The 19,684-nt window shown below is 69.2% G+C and carries 18 protein-coding genes; 7 read left to right on the top strand and 11 right to left on the bottom strand.

The window, feature by feature from the left end; genetic code table 11:
* Positions 1-46: 46 nt before the first annotated feature.
* Positions 47-1,477, top strand: a complete 1,431-nt coding sequence (gene eccD, locus ACZK4S_RS10245) for a type VII secretion integral membrane protein EccD (RefSeq protein ID WP_463644170.1) — start codon at positions 47-49, stop codon at positions 1,475-1,477.
* Between the two features lie 15 nt (positions 1,478-1,492).
* Here the strand turns inward: eccD and ACZK4S_RS10240 are convergent, their stop codons facing one another.
* Together ACZK4S_RS10240 and eccE are read right to left on the bottom strand one after the other, a co-directional pair.
* On the bottom strand, positions 1,493-2,164 hold the full coding sequence (locus tag ACZK4S_RS10240) for a hypothetical protein (RefSeq protein WP_463644169.1): 672 nt from the start codon (positions 2,162-2,164) through the stop codon (positions 1,493-1,495).
* The gene (eccE, locus tag ACZK4S_RS10235; protein ID WP_463644168.1) at positions 2,161-3,333 is read right to left on the bottom strand and encodes a type VII secretion protein EccE; all 1,173 of its coding nucleotides are present in this window, start codon (positions 3,331-3,333) and stop codon (positions 2,161-2,163) included. The genes ACZK4S_RS10240 and eccE overlap by 4 nt, the downstream gene beginning before the upstream one ends.
* A 128-nt stretch (positions 3,334-3,461) precedes the next feature.
* Between eccE and eccB the strand changes: the two genes are divergently transcribed.
* The 3 genes from eccB (at position 3,462) to ACZK4S_RS10220 (ending at position 5,669) form a co-directional block, all read left to right on the top strand.
* Entirely contained in the window at positions 3,462-4,859 is a 1,398-nt protein-coding gene (gene eccB, locus ACZK4S_RS10230) for a type VII secretion protein EccB (protein WP_463644167.1), read from the top strand.
* Positions 4,860-5,034: 175 nt separating this feature from the next.
* A complete protein-coding gene (locus ACZK4S_RS10225) occupies positions 5,035-5,343 on the top strand; it encodes a WXG100 family type VII secretion target (protein WP_076062478.1) in 309 nt (102 codons plus the stop codon).
* A gap of 35 nt (positions 5,344-5,378) precedes the next feature.
* Entirely contained in the window at positions 5,379-5,669 is a 291-nt protein-coding gene (locus ACZK4S_RS10220) for a WXG100 family type VII secretion target (protein ID WP_076062476.1), read from the top strand.
* Between the two features lie 55 nt (positions 5,670-5,724).
* On the opposite strand, the gene ACZK4S_RS10215 is transcribed toward ACZK4S_RS10220, so the two are convergent.
* The 4 genes from ACZK4S_RS10215 to aat are packed head-to-tail and all read right to left on the bottom strand — an operon-like array spanning position 5,725 to position 9,350.
* Positions 5,725-6,534, bottom strand: coding sequence for a DUF1206 domain-containing protein (locus tag ACZK4S_RS10215; protein ID WP_463644166.1), 810 nt, complete (start codon positions 6,532-6,534; stop codon positions 5,725-5,727).
* A 21-nt stretch (positions 6,535-6,555) separates the two neighbouring features.
* A complete protein-coding gene (locus ACZK4S_RS10210) occupies positions 6,556-7,740 on the bottom strand; it encodes an alpha-amylase family glycosyl hydrolase (RefSeq protein ID WP_463644165.1) in 1,185 nt (394 codons plus the stop codon).
* 7 nt (positions 7,741-7,747) lie between these two features.
* On the bottom strand, positions 7,748-8,611 hold the full coding sequence (locus ACZK4S_RS10205; protein ID WP_463644164.1) for an Fpg/Nei family DNA glycosylase: 864 nt from the start codon (positions 8,609-8,611) through the stop codon (positions 7,748-7,750).
* Positions 8,604-9,350, bottom strand: coding sequence for a leucyl/phenylalanyl-tRNA--protein transferase (aat, locus tag ACZK4S_RS10200; protein WP_463644163.1), 747 nt, complete (start codon positions 9,348-9,350; stop codon positions 8,604-8,606). The genes ACZK4S_RS10205 and aat overlap by 8 nt, the downstream gene beginning before the upstream one ends.
* A gap of 132 nt (positions 9,351-9,482) precedes the next feature.
* Here aat and ACZK4S_RS10195 point away from each other — a divergent pair, with 132 nt between their 5' ends.
* On the top strand, positions 9,483-10,163 hold the full coding sequence (locus ACZK4S_RS10195) for an EcsC family protein (RefSeq protein WP_083665571.1): 681 nt from the start codon (positions 9,483-9,485) through the stop codon (positions 10,161-10,163).
* Here ACZK4S_RS10195 and alr read toward each other — a convergent pair.
* Positions 10,160-11,281 carry an alanine racemase gene (alr, locus tag ACZK4S_RS10190; protein ID WP_463644162.1) on the bottom strand — a complete coding sequence of 374 codons (1,122 nt, stop codon included), beginning with the start codon at positions 11,279-11,281 and terminating at the stop codon, positions 10,160-10,162. The genes ACZK4S_RS10195 and alr overlap by 4 nt on opposite strands.
* A gap of 91 nt (positions 11,282-11,372) precedes the next feature.
* Between alr and ACZK4S_RS10185 the strand changes: the two genes are divergently transcribed.
* Positions 11,373-12,164, top strand: a complete 792-nt coding sequence (locus tag ACZK4S_RS10185) for a DUF4282 domain-containing protein (protein ID WP_463644161.1) — start codon at positions 11,373-11,375, stop codon at positions 12,162-12,164.
* 66 nt (positions 12,165-12,230) lie between these two features.
* Here the strand turns inward: ACZK4S_RS10185 and ACZK4S_RS10180 are convergent, their stop codons facing one another.
* The 3 genes from ACZK4S_RS10180 to pdhA are packed head-to-tail and all read right to left on the bottom strand — an operon-like array spanning position 12,231 to position 15,851.
* Positions 12,231-13,769 (bottom strand): dihydrolipoamide acetyltransferase family protein, encoded by a 1,539-nt coding sequence (locus ACZK4S_RS10180; protein ID WP_463644160.1) that lies wholly within the window; start codon positions 13,767-13,769, stop codon positions 12,231-12,233.
* A 16-nt stretch (positions 13,770-13,785) separates the two neighbouring features.
* Positions 13,786-14,763 carry an alpha-ketoacid dehydrogenase subunit beta gene (locus tag ACZK4S_RS10175; protein WP_076062458.1) on the bottom strand — a complete coding sequence of 326 codons (978 nt, stop codon included), beginning with the start codon at positions 14,761-14,763 and terminating at the stop codon, positions 13,786-13,788.
* Positions 14,760-15,851, bottom strand: a complete 1,092-nt coding sequence (pdhA, locus tag ACZK4S_RS10170; protein WP_459396726.1) for a pyruvate dehydrogenase (acetyl-transferring) E1 component subunit alpha — start codon at positions 15,849-15,851, stop codon at positions 14,760-14,762. Before pdhA ends, ACZK4S_RS10175 begins: the two co-directional genes overlap by 4 nt.
* Positions 15,852-16,124: 273 nt before the next feature.
* Here pdhA and ACZK4S_RS10165 point away from each other — a divergent pair, with 273 nt between their 5' ends.
* Entirely contained in the window at positions 16,125-18,596 is a 2,472-nt protein-coding gene (locus ACZK4S_RS10165; protein ID WP_463644159.1) for a bifunctional metallophosphatase/5'-nucleotidase, read from the top strand.
* Positions 18,597-18,665: 69 nt separating this feature from the next.
* Here ACZK4S_RS10165 and argF read toward each other — a convergent pair whose 3' ends face one another.
* On the bottom strand, positions 18,666-19,655 hold the full coding sequence (argF, locus tag ACZK4S_RS10160) for an ornithine carbamoyltransferase (protein ID WP_463644158.1): 990 nt from the start codon (positions 19,653-19,655) through the stop codon (positions 18,666-18,668).
* Positions 19,656-19,684 lie beyond the last annotated feature (29 nt).

Here is a 19,684-nt window from a genome sequence, read left to right as displayed (position 1 = left end):
GGGCAAGCCGGCGCCCGTGCTCCTCCGGCCGGTTAAGGTATCCGACGTGAACACCACGGCCGAGGAAGATCTGTCGCGCGTCACGGTTATCTCCAGCAGCCGTCGCGTCGACCTCGCACTGCCCGGCTCCGTGTCCCTCAGCGAACTGCTCCCCAGCATCCTGCGGTTCTCCGGCCTGGAGTCGAACAACCCCACCGACGCCGTGCACGCCTGGGTGCTGCAGCGCTTCGGCTCGGACCCGTTCGACCTCTACACACCGGTGCACAAGCTCGGTATCCGCGACGGTGAGACCCTCCACCTGCGCCAGCGCGAGAGCGCCATCCCCGACGCCGCGTTCGACGATGTCGTCGACGCGGTCGCGGGCGCCACCAACTCCCGGCCGTCCTGGCAGGCCAAGCACTCCCAGCGCATGGGCATCACGCTGATGTTGCTCGCCCTCATCGGCATCCCGCTGCTGGTCATCCTGGGCCAGCAGCCCATCGACCTGGCCGAGGCCCGCTTCGACCCGTCCCTGCGCCTGCCCATGGCGCTTGCGGTCGGCGTCACAGGGTTCCTGAGCTTCGCCGCTGCGATCGGTGCCATCGCGTTGGCCCGTGCCGCCGGTGAGCGGCGCACCGCCGCGGCCCTGGCCTGGGGCAGCGTGGCGCTGGCCGGCATCGCCGGCTGGTTCCTGCCGGACCCCATGTCCGGGATCGTGCCGCTCGCGGTGCGCATCATCCTGGCCTCGAGCCTCGTGCTGATCGCCTCCGCCGTCTGCGCGCTGGCCGCGAACGTGCAGCCCATGCCGCTGTTCAGCGCTGCACTGGCCGCACTGCTCATCGTCGTCGGTTCGAGCTTCATGCTGCTGTTCCCAGGCCACGACGTGGAGGTGGCGGCCATCGTGGTGACCATCTCCTCGTTCCTGACGGCTTACCTGCCGCCGTTGTCCTACCGGATCGCGGGCGTGGCCCTGCCGAACCTGCCCACCACCACGGAGGGCATCCTGGCGGACGAGACCCCGGTGCAGTCCGACATCGTCAAGCGGGCACTGTTCGCCGACAGGCTGCTGGGCGCGATGCTGGCCGCCATGTCGGTGGTCGCCGTCCTCGCCGCCTTCGTGGTGATCAGCCAGGGCACGATCTGGTCGACGATGCTGATGCTGTGCATCGGATTCGCCTACCTGCTGCGCGCCCGCGCGTTCGTCGGCTTCACCCAGCGGCTGGCCCTGTTGTTGGGCGGCGCGGTCACCGTCGTCGTCGGCCTGTACGCCATCGCCACGGGCCCTGTGCAGTCGCTGGGCGGCATGGTCACGCTCTTCGCCGTCGCGCTGGCACTCACCTACGTCTTCGCTCACTACTCCACCTCCTGGTACCAGCGCATCATGGCCCCCACCTGGGGCCGGTGGGGCGACGTGCTGGAGTGGCTCGCCATCATCGGCATCGTGCCCGCCCTGCTCGGCGTGCTGAACCTCTACGCCTACTTCAATACGCTGCTCTGAGCCCTGCCGGCCCACTCAGGCGGGGCCGGACTGGAACAGCAGGCGGTACTCCGTCGGCGACGGTGGCACGCGGACCTTCACGACGCGGCGCACTGACGCCAGCACCACCTCGGACTCGTCGAGGTCCGTCACGGCCTTCACCTGGCCGGACTGCAACGCATAGGCGCGGCGGAGGTTCTCCCCGCTCTTCGGGCCCAGTGGCGACACCATCGCCATCTCGCACACCCGCAGGTCTGCGATGGCCTTGGGCGACGACGGGTCGCCGACGATAGCGACGGCCTGCCAGGCGCCCAACCGCGCGGTGGTGCCCACGGCGCCCGTCTCGTCGATGATCAGGCTCGGTCGGAAGGGGCGACCCTGTCCCGGCACGTTCTCCGGGGTGTTCAACACGTCGATCGTGCCCCCGCAGGCCCGGACGGTGTCCGCCAATGTGAGCCAGCGACGGTGGTCCGTCGCGATCACGGACAGGTGCGCGCCGATGCACATGGCGCGGAACGCCACGAGCCACCGCAGGTATTCCGGCACGGCCAGGTACAGGCGGGTGGGCTCCGGGCGGAACAGGCGCATGGTCACCGGCCCACCGGGGCCGGAGCCGAGCAGCAGCCCTGAGGGCCCCGTCGACATCGTGGGCAACTGCTGTTCGATGGCCTTCTCCGGCGCGAGCGCCTGGAACGTGATCTCGCTCACTCGTCGATCCGCCTTCCGAGGGGGACGGTGGCCAACAGCCCGGGGACCTGCACGCCGCCCAGCGGGGCGAGCTTCACCACGCCGTCGAGCTTGGCCACCATGAAGTCGTCTGCGGCGATGGCCTGTTCCAGGCTGGCCGTCACGAGGCGCACCGCGCCCTCCGGCGGGCGGCCGGGGCTGACGGTGAACGAGGTGACGGCCATCATGGCCGGCGCCTTCGCCACCACGTCCAGCACCCGCTGGTAGGCGGCGCTGGGCGAGGCCCCGAATCCGCCCAGGGCGCGGGTCTCATGCACGAGGCCGTCGCCGAACCAGGCCGACCACTCCTCGCGGCTGCGCGGCTCCGCGGGCGCGGGAGAGGCTCCGGAGGTGAGCGTCAGCACGTCGGAGATCCCGTGGGGGTCCAGTGGAGCGGTGAGCATGCCCTGCCGCTTCAGGAGCGCCTGGGCGCGGTGGAGCCCGAAGCGCAGGGTGGCGAACACGCCGGTCTGGCCGTCGCCCCGTCGGCCGACCGCCTCCAGGCAGAGCCGCGGGTCGAGGCGGAGCGCCACCCAGGTGCGGCGCAATGCCGGTGGCGGGGTGCCGGGGATGATCTCGCGGTAGGCCTCCAGCGCGGGTGACCCCGCCGGCAGCATCGCCCCTGACGGCGCAGGAACCGTCAGGGTGACGACCTGGACGCCGGCGAAGGCGACGTCGTCCTGCCGGGTGAGCGCGCCGAGCGCGTCGAGGTCGAGTTCGGCGCCGCGGTCCGTGAACAGGGTGTGGTCTGCCGTGACCTCGAGGATGCCGGACCAGGATCCGCCGTCCGCGGTGACGCCGATGTCGCCGTCGTGGGCATCCTTGATCTGGGTGAGTTCGAGGCCGGGCAGCCACTGCGCGAGCGGGACCAGCCCGGACGCATGCTCGGGGTGCTCCACCCACCGCCGCGCCCTCTGCCGGAACGCGGAGCGCAGCTTCAGCGTGGCCGGGATCGAGCGCCCGTTGACGGGGAGGCTCATCAGGATGGCGACGAGCAGCACGGCACCGGCCGTGGCCAACGCCCACGCGGAGCGCTGGACGACCAGCAGGGCCACGATCACCAGCACGATCTGCCAGGCGACGACCATGGGCAGGAATCGCGTCGAGCGCGCCCGCCGTTGCAGCGCGTAGCCGTTGGTCCTCCGCAGCATCTGACCTCCTCCGAGCGCCCACTCTAGGACGTGCAGCGGTCCACGCCCGCCGCTGCACACCGCCGGCATGCGCCCGACGGCGGCTACAGTTGCCCCCGACCCCCGGCCCGGACACACGCAGGACATCGATGGCGACTCGCAAGGACCTTCTGAAGGCGCACGCCTTCACCTCGCGCCGCATGATCGCGGCCTTCGTGGACCGCGACCCCGATGACCCCACGCCGCCGCTCAGGCGGGTGAGCACGGCGACCTTCGTCTCCGTCCTCCTGGGCGTGGTCCTGCTGGCCGGCACCGCGCTGATCGGGCTGTTGCGCGGTGGTGTGACCAACGAATCGTGGCGCGATCAGGACAACGTCATCCTCAACGACGTCCAGTCGGGCCAACTCTTCGCGCACACGAACAAGCTCGTCATCCCGGTGACCGACGTGGCGACAGCCCGGCTACTTGCCGCCGGCGACGACCCCGGCGGCCCGCCCCGGATCATCGACGTGAAGACCGAGGCGCTCGTCGGCACGGAGATGCAGCCGCGTCAGGGCATCCCCGGCGCTCCCCCGCAGCTACCGGCGGCCAAGGACCTGGCGTCGTTCCCGTTGCGCCTGTGTTCCACCGAACCCATGGGCCGGGGCCGTTACCTCACGCTGCAGTTCGGGGCGACGGAGGCCTCCAGCATGGATTACAGCTTCATCGTCAAGGCCAGCGAGGGCACCCGGTACCTGGTCTCCGGCGGCCAGAGCCACGAGTTGTACAGCGCGCGGGGCAGCGCGGGCGTCGTCTCCTTCGACGTGCCCGAGGTGGAGCCGGGCAACTCCTGGATCTATGCGCTGCCGATGGGGGCACCGATCAACCCACCGCAGATCACGGGCTACGGCGACACCCCGGTGAAGGCCTACCAGGGCAAGACCATCGGCGACGTGGTGGCGGTCACCGGGAGCAACCCGGTGCGCTACTTCGTCCAACTGAACGACGGTCTGGCCCAGATCTCCTACCTGGAGGCGAAGCTGCTGTTCCACGAGAAGAACAGGGACTTCACCCAAGAGGTGGGCGCCATCTCAGAGCGTGACCTGTCGGGTTACCTGATCGAAGACCTCGAGTCGATCACCGAGGGCGGCATCCCGATGTACCAGCCGAAGGCCCCGCCCGGCTACGAGAGCGGCCGGGACGCCTCCGTGTGTGCCACCTTCAGCGCGGAGACGCCGGACAGGGTGTCGGTGTCGATGGGCCAGACCACACCCGCGCTCGACCAACGACAGCTGGGCGCCCCCACCGGCAAGTACATCGACCACATCGACCTGCCGCCGCTGAAGGGCGCGCTGCTGCGCAACGGCGAGGCCGGCACCGACGAGGCCGCCGCCACCCTGCTGCTCAACGGCCGGGGCTACGGCATCCCGACGATGGGGGCACGTCAGGCACTGGGCTACGGCGAGGCTACGCCGCTGCCTGTCACGGGGGGCTTGCTGAACCTGATCCGCTCGGGGCTGCCCAGCGGGGTGGCCCTCGGGCGTGACCATGTTGAGCCCGCAGGATGAGGTCCCCCATCCCGTCACCCACCGGGAATAGGTATCCCTACTTGAATGTGTCTCGGGCCGCGCTAAGTGACCCTCTCCGCAGCCTAGGGTTTCGGGAGACACCACCGCAGCCACGAGGAACTTCCCCTGTGGCTCTTACAGGGCCACAGTGGCTCGACGTCGAAGGGAATGAATCATGAGCGACAAGTCCGTAGACCGCGCTGCCATGCAGAAGGCGACGCAGCAGATTGAGGCCAAGCACCAGCAGATCCACAACCTGCAGAACCGCCTCCAGGGCCAGATGAGCGACCTCGCCTCGCGCTGGCACGGCAATGCGTCCACCGCTTTCCAGAACGGCTACCGCCAGTTCGACACGGAGTTCGAGAAGGTCAAGGCCGGTCTCGACAAGATCCACGGCCAGCTGGTCGAAACGCTGCGCGAGTACGGCGTGCGTGAAGAAGAGAACCAGGCCACCGCCAACCAGATCGCCGGACTCATCGGCTGACGGCCGCTGACCAGAACTGACCAGGAGAGATTTTCATGAGCGACTCAACCATTTACTCTGTTGCCGGCCTGCAGGAAGGCATCAGCAACCTCTCGGCCGCGCACCGCGAACTCACCAGCCTCCTCGAGGACCTGAAGGGCGAGCTGTCGTCGTCCCTCGGGCAGTGGGATGACAACGCCCGCAACTCCTACCAGGAAGTGCAGATCCAGTGGGATCAGTCGGCCAAGCGCCAGCAGGACATCGTGCAGCGCATGCCCGTGCTCCTCGGCAACATCGCCGACGGCTACAACGCCACTGAGAAGCGCAACGCCGGCATCTGGGGCTGACCCCGATGGAAGAAGGGCCCGGCTCGCCGGGCCCTTCTTGCATGCCGTGAACCGCTCAGCTGCGGCGGCGGGTGTTGGCGAGGGCACTGGCCCGGGCGAAGCAGAAGATGCCGTAGGCGATGACGCCCACGGCGATCAGGATCAGCAGCGCGGTGCCGTAGGGCAATTCCGTGAGCTTCTTCAGCGCACCGTCGAGCCCGCCCGCCTCATCGGCGTCGCGGCTCAGCACCGCCACCACGAACAGAACGCCCACCACGCCAACAGCCACCCCCTTGGCCAGGTATCCGGTCATCCCGAGCGCGGTGAACACGCGGCGGGTGCGCCCGGTGACGTCCACGTGCTCGAGGAAGGACTTGCGGAGGCCGCTGATGAACATACCCACGCCGATGGCGAGGATCACCAGGCCGATGATGGCGAGCAGCCAGGAACCCCACGTCGACTGCATCAGGGTGGCGCTGAACGAATCGGTGGATTCCTCGCCGTCCGTGCTGCCGCCCGTGGCGTAGACGACGGCGACGCTGCCGACCGCGACATGCGCGATGCCCCGGCCGGCGGCACGCGCGGCCGGCCAGGTTTCGCGCCGGACGCTGGTGGCCGCCTCCGCGAAGGAGTGGAGAGCCAGGGCGAACATGGCGATGCCTGCCACCCACAGCGCGATCGACCCCACCGGAGAGGAGTCGATGGCCCGCATGGCGCCGCTCTGGTCGGCGGACCCGCCGCTCCCGAGCGCGATCCCGACGGCGATCAGGCCGATGATGATGTGCACGATCCCGTTGACGACCTGCCCCACTGAGGCGGCGATCACGGCAGCGGGGTGCCGCTCGACCTCTGCTGCGGTGTCTTCGACCATCTGACGCTTACCCATCTGGTCATGGTAGGGCCACCGCTAGGCGTCGGAGGCGATGTGGAGGTGTTCGCCCTCTCCGGTGATCCGCACCTGTGGGGCCGCGAGGTTTAGCTCGACGGTGAGGGCACGTCCACCGTCGTGCGCCCGGTAGGTGAGGTGCTCGTTGGACTTGTCCAGCACCTCGACAGAGGCCGTGGCCAGCCACGGATGCCTGCGGCGCAGCGCCACGGCCGCGCGGTAGTGGTGCCAGACGTGGGCGCCCAGGCTGGAGAGCCCGGCGGGGGTCTCCGGCAGTGGCGGGCGGATCTCGTCGTCGCCGTGCCAGGTCTCGGTCTTCGTGCCCGTGAAACCCTGCTCGTCGCCGTAGTAGATGCTGGGCGCGCCGGGGAGCGTCATCAGCAGGTAGGGCACCACCGTCGTGGCCCTCGGCACCCGGGTGGCGATGCGGGTGACGTCGTGGTTGCCGAGGAACGTGTTGGGGAGGAAGCGCTCGGCGAAGACCGCGTGCCGTTCGATGGCGTGCGCCAACTCCCACCCGTTCACATCCGTGAGGGAGCTCCAGATCCCCTTCCACAGCTCGTACTGCGTGAGCGTGGTGAGGGTGGACTCCCCGATGAAGCCGAGGTAGTCGCCGTGGATGACCTCGCCGACGAAGACGGCGTCCGGGAACTCGGCGCGGACCCGTTCGGCGGCCGCGCGCCAGAACGACGTGGGCACCGCATAGGCGACATCCAGTCGCCAGCCCGCAATGCCGCGCCGCAGCCAGTGCAGCATGATGTCGACGACGAGGTCGAGCACTTCCGGGTTGCCGTGGTCCAGTTCGACGAGGGCGTCATGCCCCTCCCACCCCTTCGGCCGGTCGCCCTCCCACCTGACCAGTTCAGGGCGTTCGCCGACGAGGCGGTGCTCCCTGGCCACATGGTTGAACACGCCGTCGAGGATGATGTGCATCCCCCGGGCGCGGGACTGCTCGACGAGGTGGTCGAAGTCGGTGTCGTCGCCCAGCCGGGCGTCGATCCGGTAGTGGTCCAGCGTGTCGTAGCCGTGCGACACGGACTGGAAGACCGGCCCGAGCAGCAGCCCGTTGCAGCCGAGTTCGACGGCGTAGTCCAGCCACGCGTCGAGCCTGCGGAGCCTGGGCGCGGGCGCCCCGTGCTCCGTGCGGATGGGGGCGGCGGTGGCGCCGAGGGGATAGACGTGCCACCAGATGGCGTGTTCGAGCATTCGGCTCCTACTTCAGTAGCCGCGACATACGTCGATCGGCCAGGGGCTTGCCGCCTGTTTGGCAGCCAGGACAGTACTGCAGGGACGAGTCTGCGAAGGAGATCTCCGCGATGGTGCTGCCGCAGACGTCACACGCCTCGCCGGTGCGTCCGTGGACGCGCATGCCGGCGCGTTTGGCGTCCTTGAGTTCGGCGATGGGGGTGCCCACCGCAGAGGCGAGCGCCTCCCGGAGCACCTCGTGGACGTGGGCGAAGAGGTCGTCGGCCTCCTCGGGTGACAGGGAGTTGGCGGCCTTGAAAGGGCTCAGTTTCGCGGCGTGCAGGATCTCGTCGGAGTACGCGTTGCCGATTCCGGCCAGCACCTTCTGGTCGCGCAACACCCCCTTCAACTGGGAGCGGCCGGCGCGGGTGAGCACCGCACGGAAGTCCTCGGCCGTGAACTCCGGCGCGAGCGGATCCGGGCCCAGCGCGGCGATACCGGGCACCTCAGCCGGGTCCTCCACCACGTAGATGGCCAGTCCCTTCTGCGTGCCGGCCTCCGTGATGCTGAAGCCGGACCCGTCGTCCACCACCATCCGCAGCGCGAGCCCGGACTTGCCGCGGCGGGCGGGGAGGGTGGGGGCCACGTCGTGCCAGGTGAGCCAGCCGGCGCGGGCCAGGTGGAAGATGAGGTGGACGCCCTGGGCCTCGATGTCGACGAACTTGCCGTGCCGCGTCACCCCGGTGACCTCGAGGCCGGCCAGCGCGTCGAGGCCGATGCGGAAGGTCTTCAGCGCGGAGAAGCTCACGAGGTGGCCCTCGGTGATGATGCGTTCCCGCAGTTTCTCGTCGAGCGCGGCGGACAGGGCCGCGACCTCTGGTAGTTCAGGCACGACGCTCCCCTCTCAGTTGCAGTGCCGCCCGTGCGCCGTCGTCGAAGGCACGGAGCAGGTCTTCGCCGGCGACAGGGCCCAGGTTGTCCCATTCGAGGCTGGGATAGGCCATGGCGGGTGCGAGCTTGCGCAGGTAATCGTTGCGGGGGATCTCGTAGGCCCCCAGTGAGCCGAGGTGCTCGGTGAGCCACTGTACGTCGAGGATCCCGACGCCGACGTCGCGCAGCTGGGTGACCAGGCGGATCAGGGCCACCTTCGAAGCGTCCCGGCCCCGCACGGGGTCGTGGAACATCGACTCCCCCGCGAACATCCCGCCCACGTGCACGCCGTAGAGGCCGCCGACGAGGGCGCCGTCGTCCGTCCACACCTCCACGGTGTGCACCCACCCGGCGTCGAACAGTTCGCGGTAGGCGGTGCTGATCCGGCTGTCGATCCAGCCGTGCGGCCGCGACGGGTCCGCGCACCGGGCGAGCACCGCGTCGGGATCCGAATCCACCGTGGTGACGTACCGCTTGGCGTTCTTCCGCAGGGAGCGCGTGACGTGCAGGCCCTCCACCGGCAGGATGCCGCGGCGCATCGGCGACCACCAGCCCATTTCCTGGTCGCCGGTGCCCAACGGCATGGGGAAGACGCCGCAGCGGTAGGCCTCCAGCGCCAGGGCAGCACTGAACTCCTCGGACCAGCCGATGAGATCCTGGCTCGGCCACTCATCTGGCCGGCCGAACGTGACGCCCAACATCACTCCAGTCTTGCAGGTGCCGGTCCAGATTGCGCCCCCTCCGGTGCACCCCCGGTTCGTCCCTGGTTCGTCCGGCGGGCTATCGACTCGGCTTGGCACGCGTGGCAAGCTGAATGCCATAAGGAGGCCTCCATGATGCAACCAAGCGATGCCGTGGCCGTGGCTGAGGGCCTGACCGCCGATGTCTTCCACCAACTGCTCGACCTCGCCATCCGGGGCAAGGGCAAACTGCCCGGCGCCAAGCACTCCGCCAAGCAGACCCTCCTGCGGCAGGGCGACTCCGAGGCGGCGATCCGCAGCCTCGTCAACACCCATATCGCCATGGCCGGCGGCCAGGGGTTCGCCACCAACTGGGGCGGCTTCTTCGTGTCGCTGGTGACGATCCCGGCCAACATCGCGGCGGCCTCGTTCCTGCAGGCGCGGCTCGTGGCGGCCATCGCGCACCTGCGCGGCTACGAACTCGACGACCCCCGGGTGCGCACCGCCATCCTGATGGTCATGCTGGGCCCCGGCGGGAACGCAGACCTGTTGGAGAAGGGCATCATCCCGTCCTCCCCCGCCACGGTGGCCACCGCCCCCGTCTTCGACGCGAAACTCGACAACCAGATCTCCAAGGCCCTCCTCGACCGTGCGATGAACCAGATGACCGGCAAGCGCCTGGGGGTCTGGGTGGGCAAGCGCATCCCGCTCGTGGGCGGTGGCGTCGGTGCCGCCGTCGACGGGTGGTCCACCCGGACGATCGCGATGCACGCCCTCACAGAACTCCCCAGCCGGCGCCGGAAGCTCAGCGGCGGCATCGTCGAAACGGGTTAGCCGAAGTACTGCCTGGGCACGCGCGCCGCGATCAGGCACGTCACCTCGTAGGTGATGGTGTCCATGAGTCCGGCGACCTCCTCGACGCCCAGCCGCTCGGTGCCGCTGGTGCCCATGAGCACGACCTCGTCGCCGACGCGCACGGAGGGCTCCTCCGGACCCAGGTCGAGCATCGTCTGGTCCATGCACACCCTCCCCACGACCGGGTAGGAACGACCGTCGATGAGCATCCGTCCGCGGGAGGACAGGAGGCGCGAGTAGCCGTCTCCGTACCCGACGGCGACGGTGGCGATCCACGTGTCGCGCGGCGCCGTCCACGTGCGGCCGTACCCCACCGATTCCCCGGCAGCGACAGGCTTGATGAAGTTCACCCGGGAGACCCAGGTGCCCACGTCGCGCAGCGCGCGGCTGGGTGGAGTCTGGGCGTCCGGGTACGAGCCGTAGATCATGATGCCGGGCCGCACCATCGTCGTGCGGCCGAGGTCGTGCCCGAGCACCGCGCCGGAGTTCGCCGCGTGCACCCACTCGACGGGACCCACCGCCCCCTCGATCTGGGCGACCACCTCGTCGAAGAGGGCCAGTTCTGAGCGGGTGAAGTCGTCACCCGCGGACACGTCGCTGACGGGCAGGTGCGTGAAGACGCCGCCCAGGTGCAGGCTCCCGGAATCCGCGATGCGGCGCGCCAGCTCGACGGCGTCCCGCGGCTCGGCGCCAACCCTGCGCATGCCTGTGTCGATCTTGAGGTGCACGTCTGCCACCAGCCCGCCGGCCTTGGCGGCCGCGGCCGCCTCGTCGATGCCTTCAACCGTGCCCACGGACAGGGTGACGGCGGCGCGCAGCGCAGCCGGCAGCTCGTCGGCGAAGGTGGGGGTGAACTTCAGGATGGGCAGCGTCACACCGGCCGCCCGGAGCTCCTCGGCCTCCGCCGTCAGGGCCACGCCCAGCCACTCCGCCGAGCCGCGCTCCTGGATGCTGCGCGCCACCGGCACCAGGCCGTGCCCGTAGGCGTTGGCCTTGACCGCGGCGAGGATCGCGCGGTCGCCGCTCAGTTCGCGCACGGTGGCCAGGTTTGCGTGGATCGCGTCGAGGTCGACCCGGAATGTGGTGGGAGACGCCATGGGTCAACTATTGCGCACGCCGAAGACGGCGCGCGCACAGGCACGGGTGACGTCCGCGACGCTGATCCGGGGTCGTGGCAGACTTCACTGCATGTCTAACCAACAGTGGAACACCGGCCAGGGCGGCGACTACCCGCCCCAGAAGCCGGAAGGTGGCGCAGCAGAACAGCCCACCACCCAGCATGACTGGGCGCAGCAGCAGGCTGACTGGACACAGCAGGGCCAGACCTCCGCTACCGAGTGGGGGCAGCCGCAGCAGCCCGCCGCCGGTCAGGAGTGGCAGCAGGCCCAGCCGCAGCCCGGCGCGGGAGACTGGCACCAGGCCCAGCCGCAGCCCAGCGCGGGAGACTGGCACCAGACCCAACCGCAGCAGCAGCCCGTCCAGGACTGGAACCAGCAGGACTGGAACCAGCAGCAGGGCTGGGACCAGCAGCAGGCGTGGCAGCAGCAGCAGACCCAGCAGCAGAACTGGGACCAGCAGGCGCAGCAGAACTGGGACCAGCAGCAGGGCAACTACCCCGCCGGCACCGGCTACACCGGCCAGTGGCAGGGTGGGCCGGCGCCCGTCCCCGCGGAGAAGAAGCCCAGCCCGTTCGACTTCGGGTTCAAGCGCGCGTCGCTGCCCGGCTCCGCCGGACTGATCTTCCTGGTGGGCACCATCGGCATCGCCGTGTGGTGGCTGTTCCAGCTGATCGAGTCCTTCAGCTACGTCGTCGAGTACCCGCTGGACCTCTTCATCACCCTCTTCGGCACGGCCGGCCTGGCGGTGTTCGGCATCATGATGCTGCGCGCCGTGCTCGAGGTCGGCGTCGCGGCCGCCGGCCTGCTGACCAGGCAGGACACCACGGAAGCCGCCCCGGCGGAGGACACCCCCCTGGTCTGAGTACCAGCACAGAGAAGGGGCGGAAGCGTTACGCTTCCGCCCCTTCTGCGTGCCCGCTGCCAGGTTTCAGTAGAGCAGCGCCAGGGCCGGTTCGGCGAGGATCGACGCCACGTCGTGCAGGAACCGCGAGCCCTGCTCACCGTCGATGATCCGGTGGTCGAAGGCGACGGCCAGGGTGGTGACCCACCGCGGCTCCACGCGCTCGTTGTGGCCCTCGCCCACCACCCACGGCCGGCGCTGGATGGCGCCCATGCAGAAGATGGCCGATTCGTTGCCGTTGATGATGGGCGTGCCCGCGTCGATGCCGAAGACGCCGACGTTGGTGATGGTGAAGGTGCCGCGGGCGTAGTCGCCGGGCTGGAGTTTGCCCTCGCGGGAGACCTGCACCAGTTGGTTGATGGCCTGGCACAGCTGCAGCAGGCCCAGCCGCTGCGCACCCTTGATGTTGGGCACCATCAGACCGCGCGGCGTGGCCGCGGCGATGCCGAGGTTCACGTCGGCGTGGTAGACGATCTCGTGGGTGTCGGCGTCCCAGCTCGTGTTGAGGTCCGGGTTGCGGCCGAGCGCCAGGCAGATGGCCTTCGCGTAGACCAACAGCGGCGACACCCTCAGCCCGGCGAACTCGCGCCGCTCCTTGAGCGTCTCGACGAAATCCATCATGCCGGTGACGTCGACGGTGATCCATTCGGTGACGTGCACCTTGGTGCTGGCCGAGCGGACCATGTTCTCCGCGGTGACCTTGCGCACGCCCTTGATGGGTACGCGTCGCTCGGAGCGGCCCTGGAACGGGTCGAAGCCGCCCAGGCCCTCCGTCGGCCCGAAGCCGCCGCCGTTGGCGGTGTGCGAGTCGCGGGGTGTGCCCTGGAAGCTGGCCTGGTCGTTGATGATCCGGCCCTGCCGGGGCTGTTCGTCGAGGAAACTGAAGGCGGCGGCGGCCTCGACGTCGCGTCGGGTCACGGTGCCGTCGGGGCCGGTGCCCACCACGGTACTCAGGTCCACGCCCAGGTCCTTGGCGTACTTGCGCACCGGCGGCTTGGCCTTGGAGTCGCCTGGGTCCGACGCCAGCACCAGGGTGGATTCCGACGGGGCGGTGCCCGGCGTGGGCAACGGATCGCCGGTGGCCTGCGCGTGCACGGCCTCGGCCGGGTGCACCTCGTCGGGGCGACGGCCGGGCTCGTGCTGGCCGTAGGCAGCCGAGAGCGCCTCGCTGGTCTGGTTGACCTCGGAGGGGCTGCTCTGGTGGCGACGACGACGGCGCGTCGACGGCGTGTCGGACGCGCCGTATCCCACCAGGTTGGGGCCTGGTGCCTCGTCGGCGTCGTCGGCATCGTCCTGCGGCGGGATGGCGGGCGTGGCCTCAGCGGGCGCGCCGTCCTCGATCTCGACGACCGGGGTGCCGATGTCCACCGTGGTGCCCTCGGCGACGAGCAGCGCGGTGACTGTGCCCGCGTAGGGGGACGGCAGCTCGACGAGCGACTTGGCGGTCTCGATCTCGACGAGGACGTCGTTGACCTCGATCACGTCACCGACGGCGACGCGCCACGCGACGATCTCGGCCTCGAGCAGGCCCTCGCCCGGATCGGGAAGCAGGTACTGGCGCAACATGTGTGCTCCTTCGGGCTCAGAATGCGAGGGACTGGTCGACGGCGTCGAGGATGCGGTCCACGGAGGGGAGGAACTCCTCCTCCACCCGCGACGGCGGGTAGGGCGTGTCGTAGCCGGTCACCCGCAGTACAGGCGATTCCATCACGTAGAACAGGTCCTGGTGGAGGCGGGCTGCGATCTCAGCGCCGAGGCCCAGGCTCAGCGGGGCCTCGTGCACCACGATGGCGCGCTTGGTGCGGCGCACCGACGACATGATCGTGACCCAGTCCACGGGGCTGAGGCTGCGCAGGTCCACCACCTCCAGCGAGGTGCCCTCCTCTGCGGCGACGGCGGCCGCGTCGAGGCAGGTCTTCACCATGGGGCCGTAGCAGAGCAGCGTCGCGTCGGTGCCATAGCGGGTGATGGAGGCCTGGTGCATCGGCTCCGGGCGCGACGCGAAGTTGACCACGCTCTTGGTGTGGTAGCGGCGCTTGGGCTCGAAGAAGACCACCGGGTCGTCGGACTGGATGGCCTGCTGGATCATCCAGTAGGCGTCGTTCGAGTTCGAGCAGGTGACCACCTTGAGGCCAGGCGTGTGCGCGAAGTACGCCTCGGGCGACTCCGAGTGGTGCTCGATGGCGCCCACCCCGCCGCCGTACGGCATCCGGATCACCATCGGCATCCGGGTCTGGCCGCCCGTGCGGGCGTGGAGCCGGGCCACCTGGGTGACGATCTGGGCGAACGCGGGGAACACGAACCCCTCGAACTGCATCTCGACGACGGGGCGGTAGCCGCGCATCGCCAGGCCCACGGCGGTGCCGACGATGCCGGATTCGGCGAGCGGGGAATCGATCACCCGGTTCTCACCGAACTCGGCCTGCAGGTTCTCCGTGATGCGGAACACGCCGCCGAGCTTGCCGATGTCCTCGCCAGCGAGCAGCACCTTCGGGTCTGCCTGGAGGGCCCGTCGGAGGCCCCGGTTGAGGGCCTTCGCCATGGTGAGTGTCTCGGTCATGCGTCCTCCCCGGCGGCGACGTAGTTGTGGTACTCGCGGCGCTGCGCCTCGAGCGCGACGGAGGGCTCCGCGTAGACGTTGGCGAACACGCTGTCCATGGTCACCGACTCGAACGTGGTGATGCTGGCCCGGAGGTCGACGCCGAACTGCCTGGCCTCGTCGTCCATCTGCGCGAACCACTCGTCGTCGATGGCGCCCTCGTTGCGCAGGTAGGTGGTGAGGCGCGAGATGGGGTCGCGGCCCTTCCACTCCTCCTCCTCCGCGCCCGTGCGGTACTTCGTCGGGTCGTCGGAGGTGGTGTGGGCGCCCATGCGGTAGGTGAACGCCTCGATGAACGTGGGGCCCTCGCCGTTGCGGGCGCGCTCCAGGGCCCAGTCCGTGACGGCCTTCACGGCGAGCACGTCGTTGCCGTCCACCTGCACGCCGGGGAAGCCGAAGCCGCGGGCGCGTTCGTACAGCGGGATCCGGCTCTGCAGCGCGATGGGCTCGGAGATGGCCCACTGGTTGTTCTGGCAGAAGAAGACCACCGGCGCGTTGTAGGACGCGGCGAAGACGTAGGCCTCGTTGACGTCGCCCTGGCTGGAGGCACCGTCGCCGTGGTAGGCGATGACGGCGGCTGGCTCGTCGGCGTCCGGGCCGACCGCGCCGTCGAACTGCAGGCCCATCGCGTAGCCGGTGGCGTGCAGCGTCTGGCAGCCGATGACGATCTGGTAGTTGCGGAACTTCTCGAGGTTGTCCCAGTTACCGTGGTCCGTGCCGCGGAAGAGGCGCAGGAAGTTGGTCATCGGTACGCCGAGCACCATCGCGACGGCGTGCTCGCGGTAGCTGGGGAACACCACGTCGGCGGGGCGCACCGCGTGTGCCGAGCCCACCTGCGCGGCCTCCTGGCCGAGGAGGGGCGGCCACATGCCCAGTTCGCCGTGGCGCTGGAGGGCCGTGGCCTCGGCGTCGAAGCGCCGGGCGAGGATCATGTCGCGGAGGTAGCCGACGAGGTCGTCGATGCTCCCGCTGAATTCGAAGTCGTCATTGTGTACCCGTTGCCCGTCGGGGGTGAGCAACTGCACCATGTCGTGGCTCTGACCGCGCACGCGGCCTCCTTCCGGTCTCAACCTACGTAACCGTAACTTACGCCAGCGTAGCTTAGGCTCCCGTCGCCCCTCCGTTGCCCCCGGCTCCACAGCTTCCCCCTATCTGTTGTGGGAACCTCACAAGCGACGCGCCACGACCCCTTACGGGTGACTTTGTAGTGAAGGGAACGTTAACAATCGGTTACGGGCTTGACCTTCCTGTGACAAGGCTCAAGAGTGACAACTAGCCACCCGGGGGGGTGGCGGTCTTAATGCCCACAGCATCGGAGAGACATGACCAACACCTTCACACGAGCGACTGCGTCGTTCGCCGCCACCGCGTTGGTGGCGAGCGGGCTCGCATTCGCCACCTCCACACCCGCGAACGCCGCCATCAGCGCGTGCGTCGCGCCCACCGACACCGTCAGCGTGTTCGGGTTCAACGATTTCCACGGCCGTATCGGAGCAGCAGCGAAGCTGTTCACCCCGGTCGAGGAGGCGCGCGCCACCGCCGGCGTTGACAACGTGTTGCTCCTGAGCAGCGGCGACAACATCGGCGCCTCGCTCTTCGAGTCGATGATCGCCGACGACAAGCCCACCCTCGACATCCTCAACGCCATCGGCCTCGACGTGAGCACCGTCGGCAACCACGAGTTCGACAAGGGCTGGGCCGACCTGTCCGGCCGCGTCGCCGCCGGCTCCGACTTCAGCTACCTCGGCGCCAACGTCTACACCGCGGGCACGACCACCGTCGCCGCTCCGTTGAAGGCGTACGAGACCTTCGAGAAGGGCGGCGTCACCATCGCCGTCGTGGGCGCTGTCACCGCAGACACCCCGTCGCTGGTCGACCCGTCCGGCATCACCGGCCTCGAGTTCGGCGATCCGGTCGAGGCCGTCAACCGCGTCACCGCTGAGCTGCTCGACGGCAATGCTGCCAACGGCGAGGCCGACATCGTCATCGCATCCTTCCACGAGGGCGCGGCCAACGGTTCGCTGACCCCAGCTGAGAATGCGGCCAATTCGGAGGCCTTCGACGCCATCTACAACGACGTAGATGAGCGGGTTGCGGCCATCTTCAATGGTCACACCCACCAGCTGTACAGCTGGGAGACCACCGGCGGCGTGCCCGTCATCCAGGCCGCCTCCTACGGCAGCCCCCTCGCGCAGCTGGACCTCTCCGTCGACTCGGACACCGGTGGCCTCTGCGACACCACGGTGACCATGGTGTCGCCACCGGCCGTCGCCGGTACCACCCCGGCGATCACCGCGATCAACGCGATCGTGACCGCGGCCAACGCGTTCGCTGCGGAAGAGGGCCAGCAGGTCATCGGTTTCGCCGACGAGGCCATCTCGACGCCCACCGGCAACGCCGACAAGCGCGACACCGAGTCCCCCATGAACAACCTCGTGGCGCAGATGTTCTTCGAGGTCCTGGGCGACGCCGACGCCGACAACTTCATCGGCATCCAGAACCCCGGTGGTACGCGCGATTCGTTCAACGCAGGCGACATCACCTACCGCGAGGCTGCTCTGACGCTGCCCTTCGCCAACTCGCTGTTCACCACGCAGATCACCGGCGCGCAGTTCAAGACGGTGCTCGAGCAGCAGTGGCAGCGCAACACGGCCGGTGAGGTCCCGTCGCGCCCGTTCCTGCAGCTCGGCCTCTCGGACAACGTGTCCTATACCTATGACGAGTCGCTGCCTGAGGGCGATCGCATCACCTCGATCAGCGTCAACGGCCAGGCCATCGACATGGACAAGCTCTACACCGTCGGCGGCGCCTCGTTCCTGATCGCCGGTGGCGACAACTTCCGCGAGCTCGGCGAGGGCATCAACACCGCCGACACCGGTTGGGCCGACCTCGAGGCATGGGTCACCTGGGTGGGCTCCCACGAGTCGCTGTCCCCCGACTACTCGAAGCGCGGCGTCTCCGCCAAGCTTCCGGCCGCCAACACCCTCATTGAGGGCGGCGCAGGCCTGACCTTCACCTTCGGCCTGCCGCTCGAGGGGGGCGTCGCGCAGCAGACGCTGGACATGTACCTCGAGGCCCTCGTGAAGGACGGCGTCGCCCTCCCGGTGTCGCCTGATCTGGCCAACACCGAGATCGTCGCCTTCATCGGCGACGTCGAGGTCGGCTCCGGAACCGTCACCGACGGCGTGGCCACCATCACGGTCACGCTCCCCGTCGGCACCGAGGCTCCGGCCGGTGCGCAGGTCCTCACGTTCGTCGTGCTCGACTCCGGGACGATCATCGATTTCCCGGTCACGGTGGAACTGAAGGCCAAGCCCGAACCGACGCCCACACCCACGCCGACGCCGACGCCGACGCCGGCCCCCGAGTTCAAGCGGACCGCCCCGTACACCCTCGCGGGCGAGCACAACCTCAACGGTCGCCTGTGGCGCACCACCTGCGAGCCGTACTCGCAGACCGAGCGTTGCCGCACCGAGATCTGGGCCAGCACCATCAAGATCGTCGACGGCAAGTTCGTCCAGACCAACGGCTGGGCGTTCAACAACCTGACCTACCTGCCGGCCAAGCGCTCGCTGTGGGGCAACAACCCGCTGGCGAACACAGGCTCGTGGACCGCCACCGACGGACGTCAGTGGAAGACCGAGTGCGGCACCGCCGCCACCGGTCGCGACGGTTGCCGCTCGTACGCCATGGCGACCGTCTACAAGGCCGTCGCCGGCGAGAAGAGCGGCTATGTCTTCTCGCAGAGCAACGAATGGGTGTTCAACAACATCGTGATGTTCGCCAAGAACTGATCGGTTGAAACCGGCAAGGGCCGGGCTTCCCCAGTGGAAGCCCGGCCCTCTGCCGTGCCGTGGCGCCGGTCAGCCCGCGAGCGTGGCGACCAGCACCGCCTTGATGGTGTGCATGCGGTTCTCGGCCTGGTCGAAGACGACGCTGGCCGGCGACTCGAACACCTCGTCGGTCACCTCGACGCCCGTGAGGCCGAACTGGTTGAAGAGGTCCTGCCCCACCGTCGTGTTGAGGTCGTGGAACGCGGGGAGGCAGTGCATGAACTTCGCGCCGGGCCCGGCCTTGGCCATGAGCTCCGCGTTGATCTGGTACCCGCGCAGCAGGTCGATGCGCTCGGCCCAGACCTCCTTGGGTTCACCGAGCGAGACCCACACGTCGGTGTAGAGGAAGTCGCAGCCCTCGACGGCGTCCGTGTCGTCGGTGATCGTGATGCGCCCCCCGCTGGCCTCCGCGAGGCGGCGCGCCTCGGCGACCACCCCGTCGGCGTTCTGCTGCTGCGTCGGGGCGATCATCCGCACGTCCATGCCCAAGAGGGCGCCGCTGATCAGGAGCGAGTTGCCGACGTTGTTGCGCGCGTCGCCGAGGAAGGCGAACGAGATCTCGTTGAGGGGCCTTCCGGCGTGCTCCAACATGGTGAGCTGGTCGGCGAGCATCTGCGTGGGGTGCCAGTCGTCGGTGAGTCCGTTGTAGACCGGAACGCCGGCGTGCTCCGCCAGGGTCTCGACGACGGCCTGGCCGGAGCCCCGATACTCGATGCCGTCGTACCACCGGCCCAGGACGCGGGCGGTGTCGGCGGCCGACTCCTTGTGGCCGATCTGGGACCCGGAGGGATCGAGGTAGGTGGTGGTGCCGCCCTGGTCCGCCATCGCCACCTCGAAGGCGCAGCGCGTGCGGGTGGAGGTCTTCTCGAACAGCAGCGCGACCTGCTTGCCCACCAGGCGTTGCTCCTCGCGGCGCTCACGACGGGCGGCCTTCAGCTCGCCGGAGAGCTCCAGGAGGGAGCGCCACTCGTCGGCGGTGAAATCGAGTTCCTTGAGGAAGGAGCGGCCGAGCAGGCTCATGGTGTCGCCTTTCGCTGAGTTCGGAAGCT

This window comes from Tessaracoccus zhenghani (assembly GCF_055326325.1).
The sequence above is the reverse complement of the archived record's forward strand: the minus strand, read 5'-3'. Positions and strand labels throughout refer to the sequence as shown.

Excerpts from the sequence above, each read along its gene's own strand:
- eccE (WP_463644168.1), bottom strand. The coding sequence starts at position 3,333 with ATGCTGCGGAGGACCAACGGCTACGCGCTGCAACGGCGGGCGCGCTCG.
- eccB (WP_463644167.1), top strand. The coding sequence starts at position 3,462 with ATGGCGACTCGCAAGGACCTTCTGAAGGCGCACGCCTTCACCTCGCGC.
- ACZK4S_RS10225 (WP_076062478.1), top strand. The coding sequence starts at position 5,035 with ATGAGCGACAAGTCCGTAGACCGCGCTGCCATGCAGAAGGCGACGCAG.
- ACZK4S_RS10220 (WP_076062476.1), top strand. The coding sequence starts at position 5,379 with ATGAGCGACTCAACCATTTACTCTGTTGCCGGCCTGCAGGAAGGCATC.
- ACZK4S_RS10215 (WP_463644166.1), bottom strand. The coding sequence starts at position 6,534 with ATGGGTAAGCGTCAGATGGTCGAAGACACCGCAGCAGAGGTCGAGCGG.
- ACZK4S_RS10210 (WP_463644165.1), bottom strand. The coding sequence starts at position 7,740 with ATGCTCGAACACGCCATCTGGTGGCACGTCTATCCCCTCGGCGCCACC.
- aat (WP_463644163.1), bottom strand. The coding sequence starts at position 9,350 with ATGTTGGGCGTCACGTTCGGCCGGCCAGATGAGTGGCCGAGCCAGGAT.
- ACZK4S_RS10195 (WP_083665571.1), top strand. The coding sequence starts at position 9,483 with ATGATGCAACCAAGCGATGCCGTGGCCGTGGCTGAGGGCCTGACCGCC.
- alr (WP_463644162.1), bottom strand. The coding sequence starts at position 11,281 with ATGGCGTCTCCCACCACATTCCGGGTCGACCTCGACGCGATCCACGCA.
- ACZK4S_RS10185 (WP_463644161.1), top strand. The coding sequence starts at position 11,373 with ATGTCTAACCAACAGTGGAACACCGGCCAGGGCGGCGACTACCCGCCC.
- ACZK4S_RS10180 (WP_463644160.1), bottom strand. The coding sequence starts at position 13,769 with ATGTTGCGCCAGTACCTGCTTCCCGATCCGGGCGAGGGCCTGCTCGAG.
- ACZK4S_RS10175 (WP_076062458.1), bottom strand. The coding sequence starts at position 14,763 with ATGACCGAGACACTCACCATGGCGAAGGCCCTCAACCGGGGCCTCCGA.
- ACZK4S_RS10165 (WP_463644159.1), top strand. The coding sequence starts at position 16,125 with ATGACCAACACCTTCACACGAGCGACTGCGTCGTTCGCCGCCACCGCG.
- argF (WP_463644158.1), bottom strand. The coding sequence starts at position 19,655 with ATGAGCCTGCTCGGCCGCTCCTTCCTCAAGGAACTCGATTTCACCGCC.